We start from the raw sequence: 26,319 nt of genomic DNA on the forward strand, positions 1-26,319 counted from the left end.
CCTGTCTCTGACTCGGCGTCAACTATGCACTCCAGCACGGTACTTGGGGATGCGGGCGGTCACCTTCATGCCCGCACCGACGCCGGTCTCGATGACCAGGCCGTACGCGTCTCCGTACACCTGCCGCAGCCGTTCGTCGACGTTGAGCAGGCCGATGCCGCCCGACGGGCCGCCGTCGCCGCGCAGGATGCGGCGCAGCGCATCGGGGTCCATGCCGGCGCCGTCGTCCTCGATGACGACCTCGGCCTCGTTGCCCGCGTCCAGGGCGCTGATGGTGATGCGGCCTGCCGTGACGGCGCCCTCGATGCCGTGCTTGACGGCGTTCTCGACGAGCGGCTGGAGGCAGAGGAAGGGCAGGGCGACCGGGAGGACCTCGGGTGCGACCTGGAGGGTGACGGAGAGCCGGTCGCCGAAGCGGGCCCGGACCAGGGCCAAGTACTGGTCGATGGAGTGGAGTTCGTCGGCGAGCGTGGTGAAGTCGCCGTGCCGACGGAACGAGTAGCGGGTGAAGTCGGCGAATTCCAGGAGGAGTTCACGGGCCCGCTCCGGGTCGGTCCGCACGAAGGAGGCGATCGCGGCGAGCGAGTTGAAGATGAAGTGCGGGGAGATCTGGGCACGCAGAGCCTTGATCTCCGCTTCGATCAACCGGGTGCGGGAGCGGTCGAGTTCGGCGAGTTCCAGCTGTACGGAGACCCAGCGGCCGACCTCGCCCGCCGCCCGCGCGAGCACCGCCGACTCGCGGGGCGCGTACGCGACAAGCGTGCCGAGGACCCGGTGGTCCACGGTCAGCGGGACGGCCACCGCCCAGCGCAGCGGGCAGTCCAGGTCGTCGCAGGACAGCGCGAACGCCGTGTCGCGACCGGTGTCGAGCAACGTCCGCACCCGCTCCATGACGTGGGCACTGTGGTGCTGCTCCCCCGCCCCGTCCCAGGTCAGGATGGTGTCGCGGTCGGTGAGGCAGAGTGCGTCGGTGCCGAGCAGCGAGCGGAGACCGCGGGCCGACTTGCGGGCCGCTTCGCCGGTGAGCCCGGCCCGCAGCGGGGGTGCGGCGAGCGAGGCGGTGTGCAGGGTCTCGAAGGTGGCGTGTTCGACGGGGGTTCCGACATCGCTGGTACGCCCCTGACGTGCGGTGCGCCGGCCGAGCAGGAAACCGGCGGCCGCCAGCAGCGGGCCGAGGAAGAGCAGGGCGGCCAGGGTCATCGGTGTGCGCCCCCGTGGCGGGCCAGGGCCTCGGGCAGATGGAAGCGGGTCATGGCGGCGTTGGTGCCCGCCGGGATGCGTCCCGGGGTGGCGAGCGAGACCCCGATCATGGCGAGGAAGCCGACCGGCACGGACCACACGGCGGGCCAGGCGAGCAGCGCGTGCAGCAGGCCGGGCGGGACCGCCCCGAGGACGGTGGCGGCGACGGCGAACAGCGCGGAGCCACCCCCGAGCAGCAGCCCGGCGGCCGCGCCCGGCGGGGTCAGCCCCCGCCACCAGATGCCGAGCACGAGCAGCGGGCAGAACGAGGACGCCGACACCGCGAACGCCATCCCCACCGCGTCGGCCACCGGCACTCCGCTGACGAGCAGCGCACCGATCAGCGGCACGGAGATCGCGAGCGGCGTCGCGAGGCGGAAGTGGCGTACGCCGCGCGAGGGCAGCACGTCCTGGGTGAGGACTCCGGCGACCGCGATGGTGAGCCCGGAGGCGGTGGACAGGAACGCGGCGAACGCGCCGCCCGCCACCAGCGCGCCGAGGAGATCGCCGCCGGTGCCGCCGACGAGCCGCCCGGGCAGCAGCAGCACGGCCGCGTCGGCGTCGCCGGTGAGGGCGAGTTCGGGGGCGTACAGGCGGCCCAACGCTCCGTAGACGGGCGGCAGCAGGTAGAACGCGCCGATCAGGGCGAGGACCACCACGGTCGCGCGCCTGGCCTCGCGGCCGCCCGGGCTGGTGTAGAAGCGGACGACGACGTGGGGCAGGCCCATGGTGCCGAGGAAGGTCGCCACGATCAGCCCGTACGTGGCGTACAGCGGGTGTTCGGTGCGGGCGGCGCTGCCGGGGACGCGGGTCGCCTCGGCGAGCGCGAACCGGGTGCCTGCCTCGACGCGGTGCTCACCCGGCGGAAGCGTCAGCACCTCGCCGTCGTGGCGGCGGCCGTCGACGGTGCCATTCGCTCGGACCGGGTGGGGTTCGGTGAGGCGCAGGGTCAGGGTGTCGGCGAAGCGGACGGTCTGCTGGTGGCGCAGCGCGGCCGGTTCGTCGTAGACGGGGCGTGGCGCGCCGTCGCCCTGCCAGGCGAGGACCAGGAAGAACACGGGTATGAGCAGCGCGGTCAGCTTCAGCCAGTACTGGAAGGCCTGCACGAAGGTGATGGAGCGCATGCCTCCGGCGGCGACCGCGAGCACCACGACGGCCGCGACGAGCACCGGCCCGAGCCAGCCCGGCGCGCCGGTCAGGATCTTCAACGTCAGCCCCGCTCCCTGGAGTTGGGGCACCAGATACAGCCAGCCGGCGCCGACCACGAACACGCTCACCAGGCGGCGCACGGCCCGCGATTCGAGCCGCCCCTCGGCGAAGTCGGGCAGCGTGTACGCGCCCGAGCGGCGCAGCGGAGCCGCGACGAAAAGGAGCAGCACGAGGTATCCGGCGGTGTAGCCGACCGGGTACCAGAGCATGTCGGGGCCCTGGACCAGGACGAGGCCCGCAATGCCGAGGAAGGAGGCGGCGGAGAGGTATTCGCCGCTGATGGCGGCCGCGTTGAGGCCGGGACCGACCGTGCGCGAGGCGACGTAGAAGTCGGAGGTGGTGCGCGAGATCCGCAGGCCGAACCCACCGACGAGGACGGTGGCGAGCACGACGGCGGTGACGGCGACCACGGCGTACGTCTGGCTCACGGGGCGGGGCGGCGTTCTGTCGGGCGACCTTCCGGCAGGTCGACTCGCGCTGAGGGCACGCCTGTTGAGCCCTCCGTCGGGCGGTCGGCGACCAGGCGGGCGAAGTCGCATTCGTTGCGCTCGGCGGTGCGCACGTACCAGCAGGCGATGAGGCCGAGCGGCCCGTAGACGGCGAAGCCGAGCACCCACCAGGTGACGGTGTCGTCGTCCAGAGCTCGGAAAGCGAGCGGCAGGGTCGCGACGGTGAGGGCGAGGACCGCGAACCCGGTGAGCGCGGCGCGGAGTTGGCCGCGCATCAGGGAGCGCACATAGGCGCCGCCGAGCGCGGTCTGCTCGTCGATCTCGGACTGGGCACGGTGGCGCGGCAGCGGGCGGACCCTTCTCGGCTCCCCCGTGACCCGCTCGCGCCGCGCGGCCTGCTCCGGTGACATGGCGCGGAGTGTACGCAGCTGATCACCGCTCGGGGAAGGCCAGGTCAGCGGCTGGTGCGGCGCAGGAGGCGGTCCCGTACCGTGCGGGCGTGGCGCCGGCTGACGGGGAGCTCGGCGTCGCCGACCCGCACGCTCATGCTGCCCGCGTCCAGGCGGAGCTCGTCGATCCGGTCGATCGCGACGAGGTGGCTGCGGTGGATCCGGACGAAGCCGCGGCTGCGCCAGCGCTCCTCCAGCGTGGACAGCGGGATCCGCACGAGGTGGCTGCCGCGGGCGGTGTGCAGCCGGGCGTAGTCGCCCTGGGCCTCGGCGTACGCGATGTCGGCGACGGGCAGGAAGCGGGTGACGCCGCCCAGCTCGACGGGGATCTGGTCCGGCTCCTGGACGCTCGCTCCGCGGTCGCCGACCAGCTCGGCGACCCGGCGGACCGCCTCGGCGAGCCGCTCTGCGCGCACCGGTTTGAGGACGTAGTCGACGGCCTTGAGGTCGAAGGCCTGGACGGCGAAGCCCTCGTGGGCGGTGACGAAGACGATCAGTGGCGGGCGGGCGAATCCGGCGAGCAGGCGGGCGATGTCGAGTCCGGTGAGCCCGGCCATGTGGATGTCGAGGAAGACCACGTCGACGCCCTGCTCGCCGTCCTCCCCCGCTTCGAGCGCGGCTCCGATGAGCCGCAGTGCCTCGGTGGCGCTGGTGGCGCCTTCGGCCGAGCGGATCCGGGGGTCGGAGCGCAGCAGGTAGAGGAGTTCTTCGAGGGCCGGGGCTTCGTCGTCGACCGCCAGTACGCGCAGCATGGGGTCGGAGTTTAGGGGGTGGCCGGCCGGCCGTGGCCGGGGCCGCGACCCACCGGACGCCCCTTGGACGCGGGATGCCGGTGTGTCTTGAGTGTTCGGGACGGTTTCTGCGTACCTGCTGGCATGAGTTCGCCGCAGATCCACGAGGACGTCGGGGCCTATGCCCTCGGCGTGCTCGGTGCCGCCGACACCTTCCGCTTCGAGGATCATCTCGTCGGATGCGCCGCGTGCAGACGGGCGTTGACCGAGTTCGGGAGCGTGACGGCGCTGCTCGCCGCGTATGCCGAGGACGGGGCGATGCCGGCCGGGCCGGTCCCGCCCGAGGTGCTGCACCGGATGCTGGGCGCGGTGGCGAAGCGGCGCCGGCGCGGGCGCACGCTGCGGATCGGCCTGGTGGCCGCGGCCGGGGTCCTTGCGGTGGGCGGGATCGGCGTCGTCCTGGCACCGGCGGCGCCGCGCTGGCAGGTGGCCTCGCACGCGCCCGGCGTGACGGCGTCGCTGGTGACCGCGCCCAAGGAGTGGGGCACCGATGTGGAGCTCGGCCTCGCGGGCGCGGCACCCGTCTCGTGCACGCTGGTCGCGGTGGGCCGGGACGGCTCGCAGCAGACGGTGGCGTCCTGGGCGGACCGGGGCGGGCAGCCCGTACGCATGCGGGGCGCGGCGGCGCTGGCGCAGGACGCCATCGCACGGTTCGAGGTACGGGCCGCGGACGGAACCCGCCTCGCGACGATCACACCCCGATGAAGCGGCACTATTTGAGGAGCTTGGACAGGCGCCGGTCGGCGAGGATCTTGCCGCCCGTCTGGCAGGTCGCGCAGTACTGGAGGGAGGAGTCGGCGAACGACACCTCGCGTACGGTGTCGCCGCAGACCGGGCAGGGCTGCCCGGTCCGGCCGTGCACGCGGAGCCCGCCCTTCTTCTCCGCCTTGAGACGGCCCGCCGCGAGCCCGTGGGAGCGCTCGACGGCTTCCGTCAGGGTGGCGCGCATCGCCTCGTACAGCGTGGTGATCTCGTCGTCGGTGAGGTGGGCGACCGGCTTGAAGGGCGACATCTTCGCCACGTGCAGGATTTCGTCGCTGTACGCGTTCCCGATGCCCGCGATGAGGGACTGGTCGCGCAGCGCGCCCTTGAGCTGACGCCGCTCGCCCGCGAGCAGGGCCGCGAAGTCGTCCCGGCCGAAGCCTGGGGCCAGCGGGTCGGGGCCGAGCCGGGCGATGCCGGGGACCTCGGAGGGATCGTGGACGAGGTAGGCGGCGAGGCTCTTGCGGGTGCCCGCCTCGGTGAGGTCGAAGCCCGCGCCGCCGGCCAGCGCCACCCGCAGCGCGAGCGGGCCCTTGCCGGGTTTCGGCGGGGCCGTGGGCAGCGTGTCGTACCAGCGCAGCCAGCCCGCGCGGGCGAGGTGGACGCACAGGTGCAGCCCGTCGGCGTCGATGTCGAGGAACTTGCCGTGCCGGGCGACACCGGTGACGGTGCGCCCGGCCAGAGCGGTGTACGGCGGGTCGTACGTCTTCAGGACGCTGATCGCGACGGGCAGGGCGCCCGCGATCTCCTGTCCGGCCAGGTGGTCGGCGAGGAAGTCCCGCAGGGCCTCGACTTCGGGCAGTTCCGGCATACGTACCAGGGTGCACCGGCCGCGCGGGCTCAGCGAGCCGCGCTCGCCCCGAGGAGGTCCGCCAGGTCCTGCCCGAAGGACTCGGCGAGCCGGTCCAGGTCGGGCACGGCCTTGCCGTCGGCGACCAGGCCGATGTGCACACGGCCGCCGTACGTGGACATGGCGATCGCCAGGGACTGTCCGCGGGCGAGCGGCGCCATCGGGTGGATCGCGCGCAGCGGGCAGCCACCGAGCGAGAGCCGGGAGCGGGGCAGCGGCACGCTGGTGACGAGCAGGTCGAAGAGGATGCGGGCCGCGTTCCCGGCGAGCGGCGCCCCGAACCGGTGGGCCAGGGGCGGCAGTTGATCGGCGAGCAGGGCGACGGCTCCGGCTCCGCGCCCGGGACCTGCGGCCTTGTTGCGGTCCATGGCGGTGCGCACGGCGGCGAGCCGGGCCAGCGGGTCGGGCTCGGCGACCGGCAGGCCGAGCAGATACGCGGAGAGCTTGTTGCCGGAGCCGGGCGGGGCGCCCGGTCGGCGGCGCGAGACGGGGACCAGGGCGCGCGGTTCGGCACCGGGGATGCTCGAATCACGCTCCAGGAGCCAGCGACGCAGTCCGCCCGCGACGACGGCGAGGAGTACGTCGTTGGCGGTGCCGCCCTCGGCCCTCCGTATCCGCTGGACGTCCTCGTGGTCGAGCACGGCCGTGGCGAGGCGGCGGGTGCCGCTGGAGTCGGCGGCGAGAGCGGAGCCCGCGCCGAGTTCGAGGCGGCTGGCCCGCATCACGGAGGCGCCGATGCCCACGGCCCGGGTGAGCTCGCCGACCCGGTCGCGGGCGAACCCGGCGACCTGGCGGGGGCCCGGCAGCCAGGAGCGGGGCGGCACGGGGCGTCGGCGCCGGGCGCTCGGCGCGGCGAGCTGGTCGAGGATGCCCGCGCCGATCGCGACGGCGCGCATGCCGTCGGCGAGCGCGTGGTGCAGCTTCACCAGGACCGCGAAGGCACCGTCGTCCTCGCCGGTCAGGACGTACATCCGCCAGGGCGGCAGGCCGCGCTCCAGCGGACGCTCCATCAACTCCCCCGCCACCCGGACGGCTTCGGTGTCGAAGTCGCCCGCGGGCAGGCGGACCCTTCGGACGTGGCGGTGCACGTCGAAGTCCTTGTCGGCGACCCAGGCCGCGCCGCCTATGGGCAGCCACACGCCGCGTACGCACATCCTCAGGCGCGGGATGGCCGCGGCGCGCTCGGCGAGGAGATCGAGGATCTGCCCGCCGTCGGTGCCGGGACGCGGGTCGAAGTGTGCGAGCGCACCCAGGTGCATGGGGTGCTCCGCCGATTCGAGGTGCCAGAACGCCAGATCAAGAGGTGCAAGGAGCTCACTGCTCAAGGAGTCCTCGTGTCAGTCGGAGGCCGGTCGGGCGGCATCGGTGCCGCCCGTACAGAGTGAGCAGTCAAACCCCGGCGAACGATTACGGTCAAGTAATGAGTTGTTACGTATAGTTACCGCCAAGTATTGATCAGTTCCTGATCAGGCATTGTTCGCCGGCCGGACACGGAGTATCGGCACTCGACCCTCATCGGCCGGCGCCTCGTTCCGGGACGACGAACTCGCACCACACGCATTTGCCGCTGCCGCGCGACTCCACGCCCCAGACGTCCGCGAGCCGGTCCACCAGCATCAGACCGCGCCCCGAGACCCCGGAGGCGCCTGCCTCGCGGCGGCGCGGCAGGGCGCTGGAGCGGTCCTCCACCTCGACACGCAGGCGGCGTTCGGGGCCGGAGAGGACCCGGATGGTGACGATCGCCCCGCCGTCGGTGTGCATCAGGGCGTTGGTGATGAGCTCGTCGGCGGCGAGCTCGATCTCGTCGGACCGCTCGCGGGCGCCCCAGGCCCGGACCGCCGCGCGGATCATGTGCCGGGAGGAGCTGAGCGCCTCCGGGTCGTTCTGCGCGACGTGCTGGCGCAGCCGCCCGCCGCCCTGCGGCACCTCCATGGCGCGCCGGCGCAGGAGCAGCAGCGCCACGTCGTCGTCGCCGGCCCGCTCGTCGACCACGTCGCAAAGCCGGTCGGCGAGCGCTTCGAGGTCCTCCGGGCCCGATCTGACGAGGGACGCGAGGAGCTGCATGCCGTCGTCGAGGTCGGCGCCCGGCTGCTCCACGAGGCCGTCGGTGTAGAGCAACAGGGTCTGGCCCGGGTCGAGTTCGACCGTCGACACCGGGTATTCGAGGCGCCCGAACTCGGCCGAGAGCCCGAGCGGGAGGCCCCCCTCCACCGGCAGTCTGCGGCAGCTGCCGTCCTGGAGGCGGATCAGCGGGTCGACGTGCCCGGCGCGCACGATCTGCACCACCCCGGTGCTCAGATCGGCCTCCGCGTACGTGCAGGTCGCGAACCGGTCGGTGTCCAGCTCGTGCAGGAAGACCGAGGCCCGCGCGATCACGGTGGCCGGGGTGTGCCCCTCGGCGGCGTACGCGCGCAGCACGATGCGCAGCTGCCCCATCACGGCGGCGGCGTGCGTGTCGTGTCCCTGTACGTCGCCGATGGCCACGCCGACCCGGCCGCCGGGCAGCGGGATCACGTCGTACCAGTCGCCGCCGATGTCCCGGCCGAACCGTGCCGAGCGGTAGCGGACGGCGAGCTGGGCGCCGGGCACCTCGGGGATGCGGCGCGGCAGCATCGCCTGCTGGAGGCCCTCGGCGAGGTCGTGCTCCTGCTCGTACAGCATGGCGCGCTGGAGGGACTGGGCGATCGAACTGCCCAGCGCCACAAGGAGGTTGCGCTCGTCGCTGGTGAATCCCGACTTGTCGCTGTAGAGCAGGCCGATCGCGCCGATGGGCCGGGCCTGGGCGATCAGCGGGAGGTAGGCGGCGGAGGTGATGCCGAGGCCGCTGATGTTCGGCCACAGGACCGGATAGGAGTCGGCGAAGTCCTGCGGCGACTCGATGAAGCGGGGTGCGAGGGTGCGCACGACCTCGCTCATCGGGTACTGCTCGTCGACCCGGGTCCACCGGGTGCCCGGCACGAAGCTGCCCTCGGGGCCCTCCGCGATCAGATGGATGCGGCCCGCCTCCAGGAGGCCCATCACGAGGCTGGTGGCGCCGAGGTATTCGGGGCCCTGCGAGTCCTTCATGACGTCGATGACGTCCTGGACGGTCCTGGCGTGCGCGAGGGCGGCGGTGGTGGCCTCCACGACGCTGGTCGTGCGGCGCCGTTCGTCGTCGAGGCCGACCCGCGCGGTGGACTCGGCGAGCTCCTGGGTGGCGTCGCGGACGATCCCGATGATGCGCAGCGGGCGGCCTGTCTCGTCGCGGCGTACGAAGCCCTGGGTGTGGGTCCAGCGCAGGCGGCCGTCGCGGCGCCGGATGCGGAAGTAGACGCCGTAGTTGACGCTGCCGTTCTTGAGCGCCTGCGAGACGAGCGCGTCGAGCCTGGTGGCCTCGGCGCGCGGCACCCGGCGGGCCAGCGACTCGGGGCGGTTGTCGTACTCGTCGGGGCGCAGGTCGAACACGGCGAGCGCGGGCTCGTCCATGTGCATCAGGCCGGTGCCGAGGTCCCAGTCGAAGCTGCCCATCCGCAGGTCTCGGCCGTACGAGTGAAGGAAGCGGCAGTCCTCGCCGCCGGCCGGCTCGCCGCAGTGGCACAGTTCGGCCGCCCCTCCGCCCCCTGTGCCCGCGTCCATGGGGCCACGCTAGGCGCAGCCCGGATCGCGCGCATCAGGGAGGCGGCGGGGAGTGGCTCAGTGCGCCGGGATCAACCCTGCTGGGGGCGCGGGACTGTGACATTCCGCGGCTTCGCCGCATGTGGGCGCGACCAGCCACCCACGGTCCGCAGGGTGAAGGAACCCCCCGGTCACCGGCGCGGCACGCCGGTGACCGGGGTCGTACGCGCTGCCTCAGACGTTCTCCGACTCCGGCGAGGGCGGCCCGAACATGTCGGAGTACGACCCGCTCGGCAGGTTCGTCGTCGGGATGTCCGTGGGCAGCGAGGGCAGGTCGCTGGGCGCGCTCGTGTCGGGCGGCAGGACCGGCGCCGAGGGGACCCGGGGCGAAGGCGTCGACGGACTCGGCAGGGACGGCGTCGCGGTGACCGTCGTCGTGGCCGTCGGACAGCCGCTCGGAGTCGGCGTGGGCGAGCCCGGCAGCCGGGCCGGCGGTTCCTGCGGCTTCAGCGTGGGGGTCTGGGTGACCGTCACGGTCGGCGTCGGCGTCGGGCAGTTCGGGCTCGGCGGCGGTGAGCTGCCCGAGGGAGAGCTGCTGGACGAGGGCGAGCTGCTGGTCGGTGGGGAGGTGCTCGGGCTCGCCGGAGGCGACGGCGGCTCGGTGACCGGCGGCTTGGTCGGGTCGATGTGGATGTCGGGCCGCTTGCGGTCGTGCTGCCCGTCGTCGCCGCGCGGCCGCTCGATCCAGGTGTTGTTGGTGATGTTGACGATGATGAAGTTGTTGATGACCACCGTGGTGGGTCGCACCACGACGACGCGGTCGCCGCGGAACCCGGGCCAGGGCTCGCCCTTGTCGCGCCAGGCGCCCTGGTGGCCGTTGGCCGGCTTCAGCGGGTTCCCGCAGGCACACCGCACGCGCGGCGCACCGTGATCGTCGACCAGGACGGCGGTGCCTGCTTGGAGCACCGACTGGAAGCTGGTGGCCGAGCCGTCGCGGAACCCGTGGTTGGTGACCCGCGTGTCCACGCGCAGCACGACGGGCGTGAGCCCGCGCAGGAAGCCCGCCACGGAGCCCGGGTCGACCCCGGCGGCATCGGCGAACGCCTGGTTCTTGGCCCGGTCGCCGCCGAGGAAGCGGATCTGCTTCTCCACGTCGCAGCTGGCCACCGACTGCGTACCGCCGTACAGGCCCGGCGTGGAGCCCGAGACGGTGCTCGGCGACAGGATGCCCGGCGTCGGGGTGCTGCTCCGGGTGCCGGGCGGCGCGGCCGGGGTGGGGGTCGCCGTCGACTCGGCCGTGGACTTGGTGAACGGGTCGGGCCCGGCGGCGGCGATCGGCTGGAGGTTGAGGTCCTGCTCGCTGTCGGCGCCGCTGGCACCGCCGCCGCATCCGGCGGCGAAGGCGCCGACGGACAGCACGGCGGCGGCAGCGGCTATTCTGCGCAGAGTCGAGGGCACGTGGATCTCCCACCTGTACGCCCCGAGTTGCCCCTACATTGTGTGCCGCAGGCTCGCGCCTCGCGCAAACGGACGGGGTCCGCCCGGGTCACCCCAGCCATTCCACCCTGAACACCCAGGCGTGGCTGCCCGCGGCCCGCGCGGCGGCCGGCACGTCGATGACGAGCCCGCTGCCGCTGGTCCGCCAGGTGAGCGGCCGCCCATGGCCGAGCATCGTGACCCGGTCCCCGGCCCGGATCGGCACGGGCGCCTCGACGGTGAGGGTGGCCCCCGGCCTGGCGAGCGAGTGGATGTAGAAGGCGCGGCCGGGCCGGACGGTGAACCGGAGGTCGGCGCCGAGCTGCGGCATCCGCGCCCAGTACGTGGACCCGTAGATCGCCTCGCCGTTGGTCTTGAGCCACTGCCCCGTCTCACGCAGCCGGAGCTGCATGATCTCGGGGATGGTGCCGTCCGCCCGCGGTCCGATGTCGAGCAGGAAGTTGCCGTTCTTGCTGACGATGTCGACGAGGGTGTGCACGACCTCCTCGGTGGTCATGTACTTGCCGTCCGGGGTGGCCCGGTTGTAGCCGTAGCTGAACGGGTCCAGGCCCCGGCTGGCCTCCCACTTCGCGGTCACCACCGTGTCGTACGTGGCGTACTCGGGCGTGGTGAAGTCGTGCGGCCCGATGCCGGAGCGGTTGTTGACGGTGACCTCGATGGGGCGGCTCCGGTTCTTCGCGTGGTTGAAGTACTCGGCGAGCACCCGGTGGCTGTCGTTGGCGCCGCCGATGTCGCACCACAGGATCTCCGGGTCGTACCCCTCGACCAGCTCCAGCATCTGCGGGGCCTGGAGGTCCTTGATGTAGTCCTTGCCGGGTGTGTAGCCGGTGTACGGGAGCGGCTGGAGGGTGTACGGGTTGCGCGGGCCGTGCCCCTGCCAGGGGCTGTCGGGGTTGAACCACTCCGGCATCGAGAAGTAGAGCCCGCGGTGCAGTTGCGGCGCGTACTGCTTGGACGCCTCGAACAGGGCGCGGACCAGGTCCTTCTTCGGGCCCATCTTGACGGCGTTGCGGTCGGACACCTTGGTGTCCCACAGGGCGAAGCCTTCGTGGTGCTTGGAGGTGAGGACGTGGTACTGGGCACCCGCGTCGCGGAACAGCTCCACCCAGGAACGGGGGTCGAAGCGTTCGGCGGTGAAGCGCGGGATGAAGTCGTCGTAGTTGAACGACTCGCCGTAGGTGTTGCGGTGGTAGACGTACGTGGGGTTGTTCGGGTCCTGCATCTGGGCCCAGTACCACTCGGCGTACTGCCGGCCGACGGGTGCCCAGGCGGGCACCGAGTACACGCCCCAGTGGATGAAGATGCCGAACTTGGCGTCCTGGAACCAGTACGGCACCTGGTGCGAGGAGAGCGAGGCGTCGGTCGGGGTAAAGTCCGGTACGCCCAGGGTGAGTTGACGGGCCACGGAGGCGGCCTCCTGCCCCCGGCCGCGCGCGACCACGTGCCCGGGCCGCACCGTGCCCGGGGCGGTGCCGGTTCCCGAACGGATGCCGATGCGGACCCTGGCCTGCTCGCCGGGTGCGAGCCGGGGTATCCGGGCGGCTTCGACCGTACGGGCTCCGTCGACGTCGACCTGGACGCTCAGCGCGTCGGAGGCGAGCAGGGTGACAGTGCCCGCGTTGATGACCGTGGCCTCGACACTCTGGGCGCCGGAGGTCAGCGTCGTCGTGGTCGAGTGCGCGTCTCTCACCGTGACGGCGCGCCCGTCGGCGGCGGGTTGCAGCGAGAGCGCGAAGACATGCAGGGAGGGCTTGTTGGGCTGGGCCGGGTTGGTGACGGGGAGGGTGAGGGCGACGGCCTCGCGGGTGGGGTCCATCGCCAGCTCGGCGCTCGCGACGACGACCTGGTGCGGATCCTTCGCACCGGCCGGGCCATAGCGGTACGCGGCGGTCAACTGCCCGCTGCCGCTGTACCAGTCGGGGCCGCCGAGCGCGGCGGCGGAGGTGCTGCCGTCGGCGTAGTGGACGGTCGCCCGACCCGATGCGTCGCCGTAGCTGGATGCGACGAGGAACAGCCCGGAGAGATAGCGCCCCCGGGGCAGGTCTATGCGCTGCCCGAGGGCGACGATGTTGTTCTTCGCCCCGGCAGCCGCGCCGGGAAAGAGGTACGTGACACCGTCCAACTGGACGTTTCCTGAGGGGAGTTCCTCCCCGGGGAAGGTGTAACCGGATCCGTCGAAGTCGCCGCCGCGGGCGCTCGCGGTGTCGATCCCGTCATTGTCGAACCAGCGGTCGAGCGCGACCGGAACGGCCGCGGGAACCGTGCCCCACTCACCGCCCTTTGCGGCAGTGCCGGTTGAGGCGTCGAGGGAGTTCGCATCGGCCGTGGCCGGGGAGAGAAGGGCGGCGCCGACTGCCGCCCCCGCCGTCATTCCGAGTACTCCGAGCACGCAGCGTCTGGGAAGTTCGGTCATGACATCCGATGATTGAGGCGAGCCAAGGACGTGTCAATGCACTCCGCACCACAGAAATGCGCCTCCTGCTCGAACTCATCCGACCTATTGCCGACCCGGTCGCAGGACCGGCATGCTGGGGGCGTACCGGTCCGCTCGGCTCCATGGCTGACACACCATCAACTCACATACAGGTCACACCAGTTCGGGACGCTGCCACTCCTCCCCGAGCACATGGTGGTCGAGGAAGTTGAGCAGGGTCGCGTACCACAGGCGGGCGTGGTTCGGGGCCAGGATCCAGTGGGACTCGTCGGGGAAGTACAGGAATTTCGTGGGGACTTCACAGCGCTGGAGTTCCTGGAAGAGGGCCATGCCCTGGCCGACGGGCACTCGGTAGTCCTTCGCCCCGTGGACCACCAGCATGGGCGTGCGGATGCGGTCGACCAGGAGGGACGGCGAGTTCTCCTCGTAGCGTTCCGGCCGGGCCAGCGGGTCGCCGAAGATCCGCCGGAAGTAGGCCGAGGCGTCCGTGTCCGACTGGAACGACCGCAGGTCCCAGATCGAGGCGTGCGAGACGATCGCCTTGAAGCGGTCGGTCAGGGTGGCGATCCGGTTGGTCATGTAGCCGCCGTACGAGGCGCCCGCGAGGCCGGTGCGGGTGGCGTCGATGTCGGGGCGGGCCTCGGTCGCGTCGGTCATCGCCATCAGGTCCCGGTAGGGCCGGCCGCCCCACTGCCCCCAGCCGCGCTCGTGCATCCGCGGGCCGTAGCCGGCCGAGAGCGCGGGGTCGGGCAGCAGGACCGCGTAGCCGCGGGCCGCGAAGGGCCACGGGTTCCAGCGCCAGGTCCAGGCGTTCCACGAGGTCTCGGGGCCGCCGTGCGGGAAGACGAGCAGCGGCGCGGGCCGCTCGGCACACGCGCCCTCGGGCAGGACGAGCCAGGACCTCAGCGGGAATCCGTCGTCGGCCACCGTGTGCACCTCGGTCAGGGTGCCCGGCAGCCGGCCCGCCCCGCCGGGCGCCTTGAGCACGACGGGTTCCTGGTCGGCCGCGGCGGCATCCAGGCGTACCGGGGTGGGCGGGGAATCGACGGAGCTGCGCAGCGCGTACAGGGTGCGTCCGTCGGGTGCGACGCAGAGCGAGGTGTACGTGCCGGAGGCGGTGAGCCGGGTGACAGTGCCGTCCGCGTCGCACCGGAAGACGGGTGAGTGGCCGAGCTCGTCGGCGGCGAACCAGACGGTCGCGTCGTCGGCGCGCGGCGAGACCACCGCCCCGATCGGCCAGTTCTCGAAGTCCGGCACGAGCTCGCTCTCCGCGCCGCTGGCCAGGTCGACGCGTACGAGGGTGTAGGTGTACGGCTTCTCGTACGTCTCGATCAGCTGGCGGGTGCAGATCAGGCCGGTGCCGTCGGAGGTGAACTGCGGGGTGGAATACACGAATCCGTCCTGGTCGATCACACGCAGCTCTTCGCCGGTCGCGGAGTCGGCGACCACGACGACGGTGCGGTTGCGGTCCGGCACCGGGCCGTGGACGAAGCGGGTGTGGGCGACGCGGGAGCCGTCGGGCGAGAGGGCGGTCGCGTCCTCGCTGACGAATCCCTGGCCGCCCGCATCGACCGGTGAGCCGTGTTCGTCGCGGGTGCGGCGGACGAAGGTGTGCGGCTCGTCCGGGCCGAGGTCGCTGTCCCAGAACCGGGTGAGCCCGCCCTCGTACAGGATGGCGGAGACCTTGGCGTCGGCGCGGTCCTTGAGCAGCTTGCCGTGTGCCTCGGCGTCGGCCGCGCCGGGCAGCAGCCCGGCGGTGTAGGAGAGGGTGCCGCTGTCGCGGGCGAGGGTGAAGTCGGCGATGCCGCCGGGGTGGCGGGCTATGAGCGAGGCCTCTCCGCTCTCGGGCAACGCCCATACTCCCGAGCCCTCTTCGCCGTCCTTGGCCGCGGCGGGGTCGGTGTCCTCGCGCCCGGAGAGGAAGCACAGGGTCCCGTCCGAGGCGAACGCGGGCGCGGACTCGCCCTTGCGGGAGCGGGTCAGACGGTGGGGCTCGCGCACCCCGGCGGGGTCGATGTCCCACAGCCCGGACACATAAGCGTTGCTCTCGGCATTGAGGCTCTGCACGGCTGCCACCAGCCGCTTCCCGTCGGGTGAGAGCGCGAGGACGTTGACGCGCGGGGTGGCGAGGAAGGCGGACAGGTCGTGGAAGGCGGTGGTGTCACCGGGTGTCTCGGGCATCCGGTCATCCTGCCTTGCGGCGCTCCGGGACGACAGGGCGCAAAGGGCCGAATCCCACGCCTGATGTGCTGTCACCTCCGCTCCCCTCCCTGCCCTTCACGCCCATCGTCGAGCGGCCGGGGCACCTGGCATCCGGCGGGGTGGGACCGGCGGCTGGCCGGTTCTCCTTCTTGTGCGCGATGCGGGGCGGCTCAACACTCGGACCGGACAGCGAAGGCCGCCCCGCCTGCCCCGCCCCGAAGCCACCGATCAGCTGGGCGCTCGGCACACTCGGGCCCCGGTCACGAGTGCGCCCTCCAGGGGGCTCGGCCGAGCAGGCCGGACACCCTACGGAGGACTCCATGGCAAGCAGCAGTCCCGTCCGGGCAGTTGACACGATCTACTTCGGCGGGGACATCGTCACGGTCGACGACGCCCGGCCGACCGCGGAGGCGGTCTCCGTCAGGGACGGCCGGATCGCGGCCGTCGGCGAACTGCGCGAGGTGCTCGCGCAGGCCGGTGACGGCACCCGCTTCGTCGACCTGAAGGGCCGGGCGCTGCTGCCCGGGTTCATCGACGCGCACAGCCATCTGTCCCTGATCGGCTTCCAGGCGGGAGCGGCCAATCTCCTGCCCCCACCCGACGGCGAGGTCAACGACATCCCCTCCCTCCAGGCCCGGTTGGAGGCGTGGAAGACCACGGAGACCGGTCGGCGCTGGGCCTGGATCGTCGGATTCGGCTACGACGACGCGCAGATCGCCGGCGCCCAGCACCCCACCCGCGACGACCTCGACGCGGTGGACACCGACCGTCCGATTCTGGTCATCCACCAGTCGAGCCACCTCGGCTCGGTCAACAGCAAGGCACTCGAACTGCTCAAGTACGACGCGGACTCCGAGGACCCGGCAGGCGGCGTGATCCGACGGCGGCCCGGCAGCAGGGAGCCCAACGGCGTCCTGGAGGAGTCCGCCCTGTTCAACGCCTGGGGGTACTCGGCGGCCGGGTTCACCGACGAGGACCGGATCGCACTGATCCTGCTCGGCCAGCGCGCCATGGCCTCGTTCGGGTTCACCACCGCGCAGGACGGCCGGGTGATGACCATGAAGGACCTGGAAGTGCTCGAAACGGTCGCGGGGCGGCGGCTGTTCGACATCGACGTGGTGGCCTACCCGGACGTGTCGCTGGCCGCCGAGCTCAAGGACGCCGAGGTGTCGGTGCCGGAGTACCGCGACCGGCTGCGGATCGGAGGGGTGAAGCTGGGCCTGGACGGCTCGCCGCAGGGCCGCACCGCCTGGCTGACCCGGCCGTATCTGACCCAGCCCGACGGGGAGAGCGCGGACTACCGGGGCTATCCGGCGCTCACGGACGAGGAGGCGGTGGCCGCGGTCGGCGATGCGTACGCCAAGGGGCGGCAGGTCCTTGCACACACCAACGGCGACGCGGCCATCGACCAGTTCGTCATGGCCGTACGGCAGGCCACGGCCCGGCACCGCCCGGTGGACCCGCGCCCCGTCGCGATCCACGCCCAGACCGCTCGCGAGGACCAGCTCGACGCCATGCGGGAGCTGGGGATCATCCCGTCGTTCTTCTCCATGCACACGTTCTACTGGGGTGACTGGTACCGGGACACGGTGCTCGGCGAGGAGCGCGCGGCCCGCATCTCCCCGGCCGCCTCGGCGCTGCGCCGGAACATGATCTATACCTCGCACCACGACGCCCCGGTGGCACTGCCCAGCTCGGCGGCCATCCTGTCCAGCCAGGTCACCCGGGTGACCCGCAGCGGCCATGTACTCGGCGAGGAGCAGCGGGTGTCCGCACTGGACGCGGTCAAATCGACCACGATCCATGCCGCGCACCAGTACTTCGAGGAGGCGGTCAAGGGCTCGATCGCGGTGGGCAAGCTCGCCGACCTCGTGATCCTCAGTGCGAATCCGCTCACCGTGCCCGCCGAGGAGATCAAGGACATCCGGGTCGTCGAGACCGTCAAGGAAGGGCGGACCATCCACCCCGAGCCGCTCGGGCGGCCCAGGTAACGGCCCCTGGTACGTCCGTGCCCCCCTGTGTCAACAGGAGGGCACGGACCTGTGGTTCGTCGTGGTTCAGTCGATGCCGGGCAGGATGTGCGGCTCCGCGAGGTCCTCCTCGTAACCCGCGAGACGGATCGGGGCCGAGCGGGCCCAGACCTCGATGTTGCGAAGCTTCTCGGGCCGCCCGGCCCGTTCGCCGCCGCGTTCCGGCGTCCGGCGTTCACGCTCTGTGGTTTCTGGTGTCACCGCGCACTCCTTTGTGTCGCAATAACCCTGGGCGTCCCGGCACGCGTCGCTCGCCGACCCGGTCGTCCGCCCGCAGGGCAGGGGCAAGGGCAGTTCTGACGCGGTGGCGCCGGCACTCTGTCCGCATCACGGCCACAGGTTGTGGGACGGATCCGGAACGGGCCTGGAGGGTTGGTGGACCCGCTGTGGCTACCGTTCGCACCAGAGTAACCAAATGAGCGCGGTCGCGCTCGATAGGGCCACTTCCTTTGCGTCAACTTTCCTTCGCCGGACGTTCAGCCCGATGTTCATCCCACCGTGATCTGCTGACGGTGTCGGCTGCCGCGCGCGGGGAGGAGACCACATGGAGCTGTCGAGCAGGCCCGGTCACGACCGGCCGGTGCGCTCGGTCGACGAGCTGATGGAACTGCTTCACGCCTGCCGGGGCGCCTGGGACACCCCGGACCGCAGCGGCGATCCGGTCGATCTGCACGACCACGCGCTCCAGACCGCCCATCTGCTGCGCCGGTCCCACCCGGCCGACAAGGAGCTCCAGTTGGCGGGCCTCGTGCACGATCTCGGGCATCTGCTCCGCCCCGGTGACGACGCGGGGCACGCCGACACGGCGGCGCGCGTGGTGCGGCCGCTGCTCGGCGCGCGGGTGGCCCGCCTCGTACGGCTGCATGTGCCCGCGAAGCGCTATCTGGCGGCGGTCGAGCCGGACCGGACGCTCTCGCCGCAGAGCGCGCTGACGCTGCGGGCGCAGGGCGGGGTGATGGGGCCCGTGGAGGCGGCGGCCTTCGCGCGGGACCCGCTGGCCGAGGACGCGGTGATCCTGCGGCAGGCCGACGACGCGGGCAAGGTCGTGGGGCTCGACGTGGGCGTCATGGAGGACTGGCGTCCGGTCCTGGAACTCGTCGCGGAGTACGTCAAGTAGTCCTCGGGAAGCGCCTGTTGACGCCGAGGGGCGGCACGCGATGCGTGCCGCCCCCGAAACGCGTCACGGCCTACCAGTTGGCGGGCGCGTAGTCCTTGAGGAAGACGCTGTGCAGGTCCTCGCCCAGCTCGCCGCGCACGATCGGGTCGTAGACGCGGGCGGCGCCGTCGACGAGGTCGAGGGGGGCGTGGAAGCCCTCTTCGGCGAGCCGCAGCTTGTCGTGGTGCGGGCGCTCGTCGGTGATCCAGCCGGTGTCGACCGAGGTCATCAGGATCTTGTCGGTCTCGAACATCTCCTGGCCGCTGGTCCGGGTGACCATGTTCATGGCGGCCTTGGCGGCGTTGGTGTTGGGGTGGCCGGCGCCCTTGTAGCCGCGGCTGAAGACGCCTTCCATCGCGGAGACGTTCACGACGTACGCGCGGCCGTTAGGCGCCTTGCGGGCGGCCTCGGCCATCACCGGGCGCAGTCGGCTGATCAGGATGAACGGCGCGGTGTAGTTGCACAGCTGGGTTTCGAGCAGCTCGACCGGGGAGATCTGGTCGATGGACTGGACCCAGGTGTTGGTGTCGACGACGTCGGGGAGCAGGCCGCCCGCGTCCAGGGCGGTGCCGTCCTGGTACTTGGCGATGCTGGCGTTGCCCGCGACCAGGGCGAGGTCGGCGACCCGCTGGGCGTCGAGGCCCGAGGTGCCGACGGGGAGCGCGGTCAGGCCGTCGACCGCGCCGGAGTTGAAGGCTCCGATGACCGCGTGGGCGGGGAGCTCACCGGCCGGCAGCGGGGCGCTCTCGCCGTCCACCAGGGCGGCGTAGGCGGAGGGCAGCCGGCGCACGGTCTGCGTGGCGTTGTTGATCAGGATGTCCAGCGGGCCCGCTTCCGTCGTCCGCTCGACGAGGGCGACCACCTGGGCCGGGTCGCGCAGGTCGATGCCGACGACTTCGAGGCGGTGCATCCAGTCCGCTGAGTCCTCCATCGCCTTGAAGCGGCGGATGGCGTCCTTGGGGAAGCGGGTGGTGATGGTGGTGTGCGCGCCGTCGCGCAGCAGCCGCAGCGCGATGTACATGCCGATCTTGGCGCGGCCGCCGGTGAGCAGGGCGCGCTTGCCGGTGAGGTCGGTGCGCGCGTCGCGGCGGGCCCGGTTCTCGGCGGCGCACTTCTGGCACAGCTGGTGGTAGAACGCGTCGACCTCGACGTACCGGGTCTTGCAGATGTAGCAGGACCGGGGGCGCTGGAGTATGCCCGCGATCTCGCCGGTGACGGACGAGCTGGGCAGCAGGCCCTCGGTCTCGTCGTCGATGCGCTCGGCGGAGCCGGTGGCGGTCGCCTCGGTGACGGCGCGGTCGTGAGCGGTCTTGGCGGCGCGGCGCTCCTGGCGGCGGCGCTGCTTCACCGTCCGGTAGATGCCGGCGGTGGCGCGGCGCACGGTGATCGCGTCGGGGTGGTCGACGTCGATCTCGTCGAGTTCCGCCAGCACGCTCAGGCAGAGCGCGAGCCGCTCGGGGTCGATGCCGGGGCCGAAGTCCTGATCGACGCCCTGCTCGGGCCGCTCGTCGACACCGGGACCGTGCTCCTGGTCCTGGAAGTCCTCTGTCACCGTCATCGCCGCTGCGTTCCTCGATCAGTCGTGAATATCAAGTTCCCAAAAGCGCCATGGTACGGACCGATCCCCCCACGTACCAAACCGCCCGCCCCCGGGGGAAGAGGAGGCGGGCGGTGGTCAAGGGGCTGCGACATCGTGCGGCTCCGCCGTGTGGGGGCCTCCGCCTCAAGGGGCGCGGGGAACCGCGCGACCAGCCACGACGGACCCGCAGCCGAAAATCACGACGCGCTCAGCGCACGACAGGCGGCGCCGCGGAAGCCGCGGTGCCCCACCCGGACGGGGCAGAACCGACCGTGAAGGCCAGACTCCGCGCCGCCCTGAGGTCCGCCCCGGTGAGGTACGTACGGGCCAGATCACGGCCATCGACCCGGGCCGACTGAACATACCGGTCGGCGGAAGAGGTGCCCGGTGCCGTCACGGTGAACCCACCCCGTGGGTAGTACCGCCGGTCAAGAGAGAGGTCGACGCGGTCGAAGACAGGGGTGGACAGTCCCCAGGTGTCCGTGCCCGGCTGAACCGGAAAGATCCCGATCGAGGCCAGCACCATCCACGCCGACATCGTCCCGAGGTCGTCGTTGCCGGTCATCCCGGTCGGGGCGTCGGTGAACAGGGTCAGCGCGGCGTGCACCACGTCCGTGGTCTTCCACGGCTGCCCGGTCGAGAGATAGGTGTACGGAGCGATGAGGTCCGGCTCGTTCTGCGGGTTGTACTTGTCCGCGTTGTAGTACGAGTAGGGCCCGTTCACCCACACCTCGCGGGCGGTCTTCGCGGGGTCCGCGAGGAGCCTGTCGTACGCGAAGAACGAGTCGAGGCGCCGATTGGCCGCGTCCTGGCCGCCGATGAGGGAGACCATCCCGGGCAGGTCCTGCGGGACGAGCCACTGGTACTGCCAGGACGTGCCCTCGTGGAAGCCCTCGCTCTTGGCGGGGTCGGCGGGTCCGGTGAAGGCGCCCTGCGCGTCGCGGGCGCGGAAGAACCCGGTCGAGGGGTCGAAGATCTTCCGGTAGTTCTGGGCACGGGCGGTGTAGCGCGCGGCGTCCTCGGGGTGCCCGAGCTCGCGGGCCATCCTGCCCAGCATGGCGTCGGCGAGCGCGTACTCCAGGGTCGCGGACGCGCCGTGGTCGAAGTCGGAGTCGCCGGGCTTGGTGTGCGGGCGGTCCTTGATGTAAGGGGCGTAACCATCCCTGATGTACAGGGAGTTGGCCTCGCGGCCGACGGCCGGGGAGGCGGCGGGCGGCACCCCGTCGGCGTTCTTCTTCAGCGCCCGGTACGCCTCGTCCTCGTACCCCTTGAGCAGACCCTGCGCGTAGGCATTGGTGAGGAACGGGGTGACCGGGTCGCCCGTCATGATGTTGGTCTCGACGGTGCCGTAACCCCACTTGGGCAGCCAGCCGCTCTCCTCGTCGATCTTCAGCACGGAAATCGCCATGTCGCGGGCCTCGCGCGGGGCGAGCAGCGAGAGGAGTTGGGTCTGGGTGCGGTAGGTGTCCCAGAGCGACCAGTTCTGGTAGTAGTCGAAGCCGCTCGTGCGGTGGATCTTCTGGTCCCAGCCGGTGTACCGGCCGTCGGCGTCGCTGCCGATGTTGGGGGCGAGGAACGAGCGGTAGAGCGAGGAGTAGAAGGTGCGGCGCAGGGTGTCGCCGCCGCCCTGGGCCCGTACGGTTTCGAGCCTGCGCTCCCAGGCGCCCTGGGCCGCGCGGGCGACCCGGTCGAAGCTCCTGCCGCCCTCGGCGCGCAGGTTGCCGGCCGCGCCCGCCGCGTCCACGTAGCTCAGCGCGGTGGTCGCCTCGACGGTGCGGTCCTGGGTGGTGTCGAAGCGCAGCCAGGCCCCGTTGCCCGCGCTTCCGCTGGACCGCGTCGTACCGTCGCTGACCTTGCCGTCCTTCCAGGTGCCGGACGCGGTGAAGGGGCGGTCGAAGCGGGTGACCGTGTAGACGGTGTACGGCTTGGTGTCCTGGCAGAAGCCGCTGCCGGTGATGGCGGTACGCACGGTGCGCGCGTCCAGGATCTCGACGGTGGTGGAGATCGTCCTGTGCAGTGACTGGCCCGCGTTGAGCAGGACGTTGGCCTTGTCGGTGGCGGGGAAGGTGTAGCGCTGGACGCCGGTGCGGGTGGTGGCGGTGAGCTCCGCGGTGATCCCGGAGTCGAGGCCGACCCTGTAGTAGCCGGGGCTGGCCTTCTCCGTGTCGTGGCCGAACTTGGCGGCGTAGCGGGCGTAGTCGGTCTCGGTGATGTCGCCCGTGGTGGGCAGGGTGGGCAGATCGCCACCGAGCCCGCAGCCCACGCCCGACAGATGCACGCTGGAGAAGCCCCGGATGTGGTCCTGGGCGTGGTCGTAGCCGGTGTTGTGGCCGGTGTCCGGGGAGAGCTGGACCATGCCGAACGGCACGGCGGCGCCCGGATAGGTGTTGCCCTCGTTCTCCGTGCCGATGAACGGGTTGACCAGATCGGTCAGTTGAGTTCCACCGGCTGGTGGCGCGGCCTGGGCGGCGGGCGCGGCGAGCACCCCGGCAAGCAGAGCGAGAGCGGCGAGCGCGATGCCCGCTCCGCGCGTTCTCCGGTTCGGACGCATGAGTGGGACCGCCTCCTTGGACTCCGCGGACGACTTGGATACCGTGGACAACGTTGTCAGGGCACGATCATTCTTCGACCTCACGCATGTACGCGTCAAGGGTTCGGGCGGGGGCCGGAGCAGGGAGTGACGACTCGGCAGGAATGTCGCGCCGAGCCCCCAACCCCAGTACCAGCCCCGCCCTTTACCCATGGACGGGCATCTACACGTGGTCCGGCGCGACCCGCGCAAGAACCTCGGCGCGCAGCCCGGCCGGGTCCGTGCCCAGCGCCGCGAGGACCTCCATCCCCCGTCCCCCGTCACCGGCCGCGAGCAGGCCGAGCAGCATGTGCTCGGTGCCGAAGCACTCGTGCCCGAGGGCCTTCGCCTCACGGAGGGTGGCCTCCAGGACCTTCTTGGCGCGCGGCGTGTACGCGGGCCGGGGGTACTGGAAGGCGCCGGGCCCGAAGGCGCTGTCGGCCTGTCGCTTGATCTCCTCGACGTCGATGCCGATCGAGGCGAGCGCGTCCTTCGCGGGCTGCCCGCCGGTGCTCGACACCCCGGCCGCTTCGAGGATCCGTACGGTCTCGGCACGGGCCCGGTCCAGCTCGACGCCCCGGGCGGTCAGCGCGTCCCGGGCGGTGCTGTCGTCGGTCCCGGCGAGGCCCAGCAGGATGTGCTCCGTGCCGATGAAGTCGTGGCCCAGCGCGAGCGCCTCGTCCTGCGAGGCCACGATCGCCCGCTTGGCACGCTCGGTGAAAAACTCGAACACCTTCAGTCCTCCTTGCCCGTGGCTTTGCGCCTGCTCGCATGCTTCTCGTGCACCGACTGCCTGCTGACGTTCAGCGAGGTGGCGATCGCTTGCCAGGACCAGCCCTGGTCGCGCGCGTTGTCGACGTGGACGCGCTCCAGCTCCTCCAGGAGGCGGCGCAGCGCGACGACCGCCGCGAGCCCGACGGCGGGGTCCTTGTTGGTGACTTGTCCGGCCAGCGAGGCCGGTGTGTCCTCAGCTCCCATGTCTGTCAGGGTGTCCTGACAGGCAGGCACTGTCAAGGGATCCTGACAAGCTGCCGGGCGGTACTGCCCAGTAGGTGACAGTTCGTGCCACTGAGGCACGTACTCACCGGTGGCCGGTTTCCACCCCGCAGGCAGCGGCGTTCGCCGATCGGCGGCGAGGGGCGGGCCAACCCCCGGAAGGTGATCTTCCGAGATCCTTGACGCCCATTTTGAGCTGCGGTTTTACTGAAAGTCCGATATCTGGGACGACTTTGGTCGTACGTCCCTACTCCTCCTGGAGTACTAAGCAATCGGTGCTCAGGGACGACGACACGGGGTCCGCAACGAGACATCGTGGAGCCATGAGCGCCCTTGTCCTGGCCGTGCTGCTGTCCCTGGTCTCCGCCGTCGCGTACGCGGCGGCGGCGATCGTGCAGGAGCGCGTGGCCGCGTCCGGGCCGAGCGGCACGTACGCCCCCGTGCGCCGCCCGGCCTGGTGGGGCTCGGTCACGCTCAACGGGCTCGGGGCGGCGCTGCACGTGGCGGCCCTGGCGTACGGACCGCTCACGCTGGTGCAGCCGATGGGCGCGCTCACCATCGTGTTCGCGCTGCCGATGTCGGCCGTGTTCATCAGACGCAGAGCCGGAGCGGCCGCCTGGCGCGGCGCGGTCATGGCCACCGCGGGCCTGGCCGGGCTGCTCGCGCTGACCAACGGGGCGGACACGGACGACCTCGGCATGGGGTCGCGCCTGGTGCTCGCGGCGGCCGGGTTCGGCGCGGTGGCGGCGCTGTTCGTGGCGTCCAAGGCCCTGCGCCGGGCCGCCACCCGCAGCGTCCTGCTCGCCGCCGCGGCGGGCGGCGCCTTCGGTCTCGCCTCGGTGTTCACCAAGTCCGTCGCCGAGGACTGGCGGTCGGGCCTTCCACTCAGCGAGCTGCCCGTCCTGTTCGCGATAGCCGCCTTCGCGGTCTCGGGGCTGCTGCTCTCGCAGGCCTCCTACCGAGGCGCGGGGCTCGCGGCACCTCTGGCGACGGTCACCGTCGTCAACCCCGTGGTGGCCGCGGCCATCGGCCTGACGCTGTTCGGCGAGTCGTTCCGGTACGGGACGGCGGGCACCGTGATCGCCCTCGGCTTCGGTGTCGTGGCGGCGGGCGGACTCATTCTGCTCACCACGGAACGGCTGAGCGCCGCCCATCACGCCAAGCCGGTGCTGCACCCGGGCATACCCCCGGCGCCCGGTGAACGCCAGGGGGACACCCCGGATCAGACGGCGACGCCGCCCGCTCTCAGGTAGGCCAGCGGGTCGACATCGGATCCGTACGCCGGTCCGGTGCGTATCTCGAAGTGCAGATGCGGGCCGGTCGCGTTGCCGGTCGCACCCGAACGCCCTATCCGCTGGCCGGTGTTGACCTGCTGGCCCGCCTTCACATTGACCGCCGACAGATGGGCGTACTGGCTGTATCTGCCGTCGGGGTGGTGGATCACCACCTGGTATCCGTACGAGCCGCCCCAGCCCGCCTCGACCACGGTGCCCGAGGTGACCGCCTTCACGGAGGTGCCGGTGGCCACGGGGAAGTCGACGCCGGTGTGGTAGCCGCTCGCCCAGGACGAACCGGCCTTGTGGTACGAGGTGCTGGGGTGCGCGTCGACGGGTGCGGTGAACCCGGCCGACTTGGTGGCCGCCTTCGCGGCGGGCGGCTTGGCGGCGGGCGGCTTGGGGGTGGACTTCGGCGGGGTCGTCGGCTTCGCGGGGGCGGCGCCGGGCAGGGTCAGGTGCTGGCCGGGCCGGATGAGGTCGGGATTGGCCCCGACGACCGTGCGGTTCTCGGCGTACAGCTTGGGCCAGCCGCCCTGGACGCGCTCGCGCTCGGCGATCGTGGACAGCGAGTCGCCGTGCACGACGGTGTACGACTCCCGCGGGCCCGGCACCTTGGTGGGGCTCGGCGGCTCGGCCTTCTTCGGGATGGGCGCCGGGGACTTCGGCGCGGCAGGGGCCGCCTTCGGTTTGATCTCGGTCCGGCCCTTGCTCGCCGTGGTGAGCTGCGGGGCCGCGCCGCCCCGGGTGAGACCGGCCTCGCCCGAGCAGACCGGCCAGGCGCCGGGGCCCTGCCCCTTGAGCACCTTCTCGGCGATCGCGATCTGCTGGTCGCGGGAGGCCAGGTCCGCGCGCGCCGCGTACTGGCGGCCGCCGTACGCCTCCCAGGTGGACTGGCTGAACTGGAGCCCGCCGTAATAGCCGTTGCCCGTGTTGATGTGCCAGTTGTTGGTCGACTCGCAGGCCGCGACCTTGTTCCACACATCCACGGAGGCGGCGTCCGCGGTGCCCGCGCCGATCAGTGGGAGGGCGATGCCCGCCCCGCCGGCCGTGACCGTCAGGGACGCCCGGTTGATCCGGCTCGGCTGATACCGGCGGTGCCGGCCGCGTAAGGCCATGAGTCCCCCTCGAAGGCATCAAGAGCCGCCAAAATAGGGGCTGCGAACTGGTCATGACAAGGGGTCGGACAAGCGGAGGCCAGCCCTCTGCAGCGTCGGGACTTTCGGGCTCTCGTGTCGG

At 71.9% G+C, this 26,319-nt stretch carries 19 protein-coding genes and 1 pseudogene; 4 read left to right on the forward strand and 16 right to left on the reverse strand.

What is annotated here, in order from left to right; genetic code table 11:
• Window positions 1-18: 18 nt before the first annotated feature.
• The 4 genes and pseudogenes from ACSHXC_RS03300 to ACSHXC_RS03315 all read right to left on the reverse strand — a co-directional run bounded on the left by ACSHXC_RS03300 (window position 19) and on the right by ACSHXC_RS03315 (window position 4,098).
• Window positions 19-1,200: a sensor histidine kinase gene (locus ACSHXC_RS03300; protein WP_438290071.1), complete on the reverse strand. Its 1,182-nt coding sequence runs from the start codon at window positions 1,198-1,200 to the stop codon at window positions 19-21.
• The gene (locus ACSHXC_RS03305) at window positions 1,197-2,876 is read right to left on the reverse strand and encodes a cation acetate symporter (RefSeq protein ID WP_438290072.1); all 1,680 of its coding nucleotides are present in this window, start codon (window positions 2,874-2,876) and stop codon (window positions 1,197-1,199) included. The genes ACSHXC_RS03300 and ACSHXC_RS03305 overlap by 4 nt, the downstream gene beginning before the upstream one ends.
• 77 nt (window positions 2,877-2,953) lie before the next feature.
• A pseudogene (locus tag ACSHXC_RS03310) lies at window positions 2,954-3,307 on the reverse strand (hypothetical protein); the annotation flags it as partial.
• 44 nt (window positions 3,308-3,351) lie between these two features.
• Window positions 3,352-4,098: a LytR/AlgR family response regulator transcription factor gene (locus tag ACSHXC_RS03315; protein WP_438290073.1), complete on the reverse strand. Its 747-nt coding sequence runs from the start codon at window positions 4,096-4,098 to the stop codon at window positions 3,352-3,354.
• A 123-nt stretch (window positions 4,099-4,221) separates the two neighbouring features.
• Here ACSHXC_RS03315 and ACSHXC_RS03320 point away from each other — a divergent pair, with 123 nt between their 5' ends.
• Window positions 4,222-4,842, forward strand: coding sequence for an anti-sigma factor family protein (locus ACSHXC_RS03320; protein ID WP_438290074.1), 621 nt, complete (start codon window positions 4,222-4,224; stop codon window positions 4,840-4,842).
• A 7-nt stretch (window positions 4,843-4,849) separates the two neighbouring features.
• Here the strand turns inward: ACSHXC_RS03320 and ACSHXC_RS03325 are convergent, their stop codons facing one another.
• The 6 genes from ACSHXC_RS03325 to ACSHXC_RS03350 form a co-directional block, all read right to left on the reverse strand.
• Window positions 4,850-5,710 (reverse strand): Fpg/Nei family DNA glycosylase, encoded by an 861-nt coding sequence (locus ACSHXC_RS03325; RefSeq protein WP_438290075.1) that lies wholly within the window; start codon window positions 5,708-5,710, stop codon window positions 4,850-4,852.
• A 29-nt stretch (window positions 5,711-5,739) separates the two neighbouring features.
• Window positions 5,740-7,074, reverse strand: coding sequence for a wax ester/triacylglycerol synthase family O-acyltransferase (locus tag ACSHXC_RS03330; RefSeq protein WP_438290076.1), 1,335 nt, complete (start codon window positions 7,072-7,074; stop codon window positions 5,740-5,742).
• A gap of 187 nt (window positions 7,075-7,261) precedes the next feature.
• Entirely contained in the window at window positions 7,262-9,256 is a 1,995-nt protein-coding gene (locus ACSHXC_RS03335; RefSeq protein ID WP_438296413.1) for a SpoIIE family protein phosphatase, read from the reverse strand.
• A gap of 321 nt (window positions 9,257-9,577) precedes the next feature.
• On the reverse strand, window positions 9,578-10,801 hold the full coding sequence (locus ACSHXC_RS03340; protein ID WP_438290077.1) for a DUF6777 domain-containing protein: 1,224 nt from the start codon (window positions 10,799-10,801) through the stop codon (window positions 9,578-9,580).
• Window positions 10,802-10,889: 88 nt separating this feature from the next.
• Window positions 10,890-13,253, reverse strand: a complete 2,364-nt coding sequence (locus ACSHXC_RS03345) for an alpha-L-fucosidase (RefSeq protein WP_438290078.1) — start codon at window positions 13,251-13,253, stop codon at window positions 10,890-10,892.
• Window positions 13,254-13,427: 174 nt separating this feature from the next.
• A complete protein-coding gene (locus ACSHXC_RS03350) occupies window positions 13,428-15,455 on the reverse strand; it encodes a prolyl oligopeptidase family serine peptidase (protein WP_438290079.1) in 2,028 nt (675 codons plus the stop codon).
• Between the two features lie 341 nt (window positions 15,456-15,796).
• On the opposite strand from ACSHXC_RS03350, the gene ACSHXC_RS03355 reads away from it, so the two are divergent.
• Window positions 15,797-17,467 (forward strand): amidohydrolase, encoded by a 1,671-nt coding sequence (locus ACSHXC_RS03355; RefSeq protein WP_438290080.1) that lies wholly within the window; start codon window positions 15,797-15,799, stop codon window positions 17,465-17,467.
• 66 nt (window positions 17,468-17,533) lie between these two features.
• On the opposite strand, the gene ACSHXC_RS03360 is transcribed toward ACSHXC_RS03355, so the two are convergent.
• On the reverse strand, window positions 17,534-17,707 hold the full coding sequence (locus ACSHXC_RS03360; protein ID WP_167152006.1) for a hypothetical protein: 174 nt from the start codon (window positions 17,705-17,707) through the stop codon (window positions 17,534-17,536).
• A gap of 343 nt (window positions 17,708-18,050) precedes the next feature.
• Between ACSHXC_RS03360 and ACSHXC_RS03365 the strand changes: the two genes are divergently transcribed.
• Window positions 18,051-18,623 carry an inositol oxygenase family protein gene (locus tag ACSHXC_RS03365; RefSeq protein ID WP_438290081.1) on the forward strand — a complete coding sequence of 191 codons (573 nt, stop codon included), beginning with the start codon at window positions 18,051-18,053 and terminating at the stop codon, window positions 18,621-18,623.
• 70 nt (window positions 18,624-18,693) lie between these two features.
• Here the strand turns inward: ACSHXC_RS03365 and ACSHXC_RS03370 are convergent, their stop codons facing one another.
• From ACSHXC_RS03370 to ACSHXC_RS03385, 4 genes are all read right to left on the reverse strand, one after another.
• Window positions 18,694-20,220 carry an SDR family NAD(P)-dependent oxidoreductase gene (locus ACSHXC_RS03370; protein WP_438290082.1) on the reverse strand — a complete coding sequence of 509 codons (1,527 nt, stop codon included), beginning with the start codon at window positions 20,218-20,220 and terminating at the stop codon, window positions 18,694-18,696.
• 229 nt (window positions 20,221-20,449) lie between these two features.
• Window positions 20,450-22,792 carry a GH92 family glycosyl hydrolase gene (locus ACSHXC_RS03375; RefSeq protein ID WP_438290083.1) on the reverse strand — a complete coding sequence of 781 codons (2,343 nt, stop codon included), beginning with the start codon at window positions 22,790-22,792 and terminating at the stop codon, window positions 20,450-20,452.
• A gap of 202 nt (window positions 22,793-22,994) precedes the next feature.
• The gene (locus ACSHXC_RS03380) at window positions 22,995-23,543 is read right to left on the reverse strand and encodes a Clp protease N-terminal domain-containing protein (RefSeq protein ID WP_438290084.1); all 549 of its coding nucleotides are present in this window, start codon (window positions 23,541-23,543) and stop codon (window positions 22,995-22,997) included.
• A 2-nt stretch (window positions 23,544-23,545) separates the two neighbouring features.
• Window positions 23,546-23,788, reverse strand: a complete 243-nt coding sequence (locus tag ACSHXC_RS03385) for a hypothetical protein (RefSeq protein ID WP_438290085.1) — start codon at window positions 23,786-23,788, stop codon at window positions 23,546-23,548.
• A gap of 341 nt (window positions 23,789-24,129) precedes the next feature.
• On the opposite strand from ACSHXC_RS03385, the gene ACSHXC_RS03390 reads away from it, so the two are divergent.
• Window positions 24,130-25,059 (forward strand): DMT family transporter, encoded by a 930-nt coding sequence (locus ACSHXC_RS03390; protein ID WP_438290086.1) that lies wholly within the window; start codon window positions 24,130-24,132, stop codon window positions 25,057-25,059.
• Here the strand turns inward: ACSHXC_RS03390 and ACSHXC_RS03395 are convergent.
• Complete coding sequence (locus ACSHXC_RS03395; protein WP_438290087.1) at window positions 25,029-26,198, reverse strand: transglycosylase family protein; 1,170 nt, start codon at window positions 26,196-26,198, stop codon at window positions 25,029-25,031. The two genes, ACSHXC_RS03390 and ACSHXC_RS03395, sit on opposite strands and share 31 nt — an antisense overlap.
• Window positions 26,199-26,319: the final 121 nt, after the last annotated feature.

The organism is Streptomyces sp. HUAS TT7, assembly GCF_051550175.1.
Classification (GTDB): domain Bacteria; phylum Actinomycetota; class Actinomycetes; order Streptomycetales; family Streptomycetaceae; genus Streptomyces.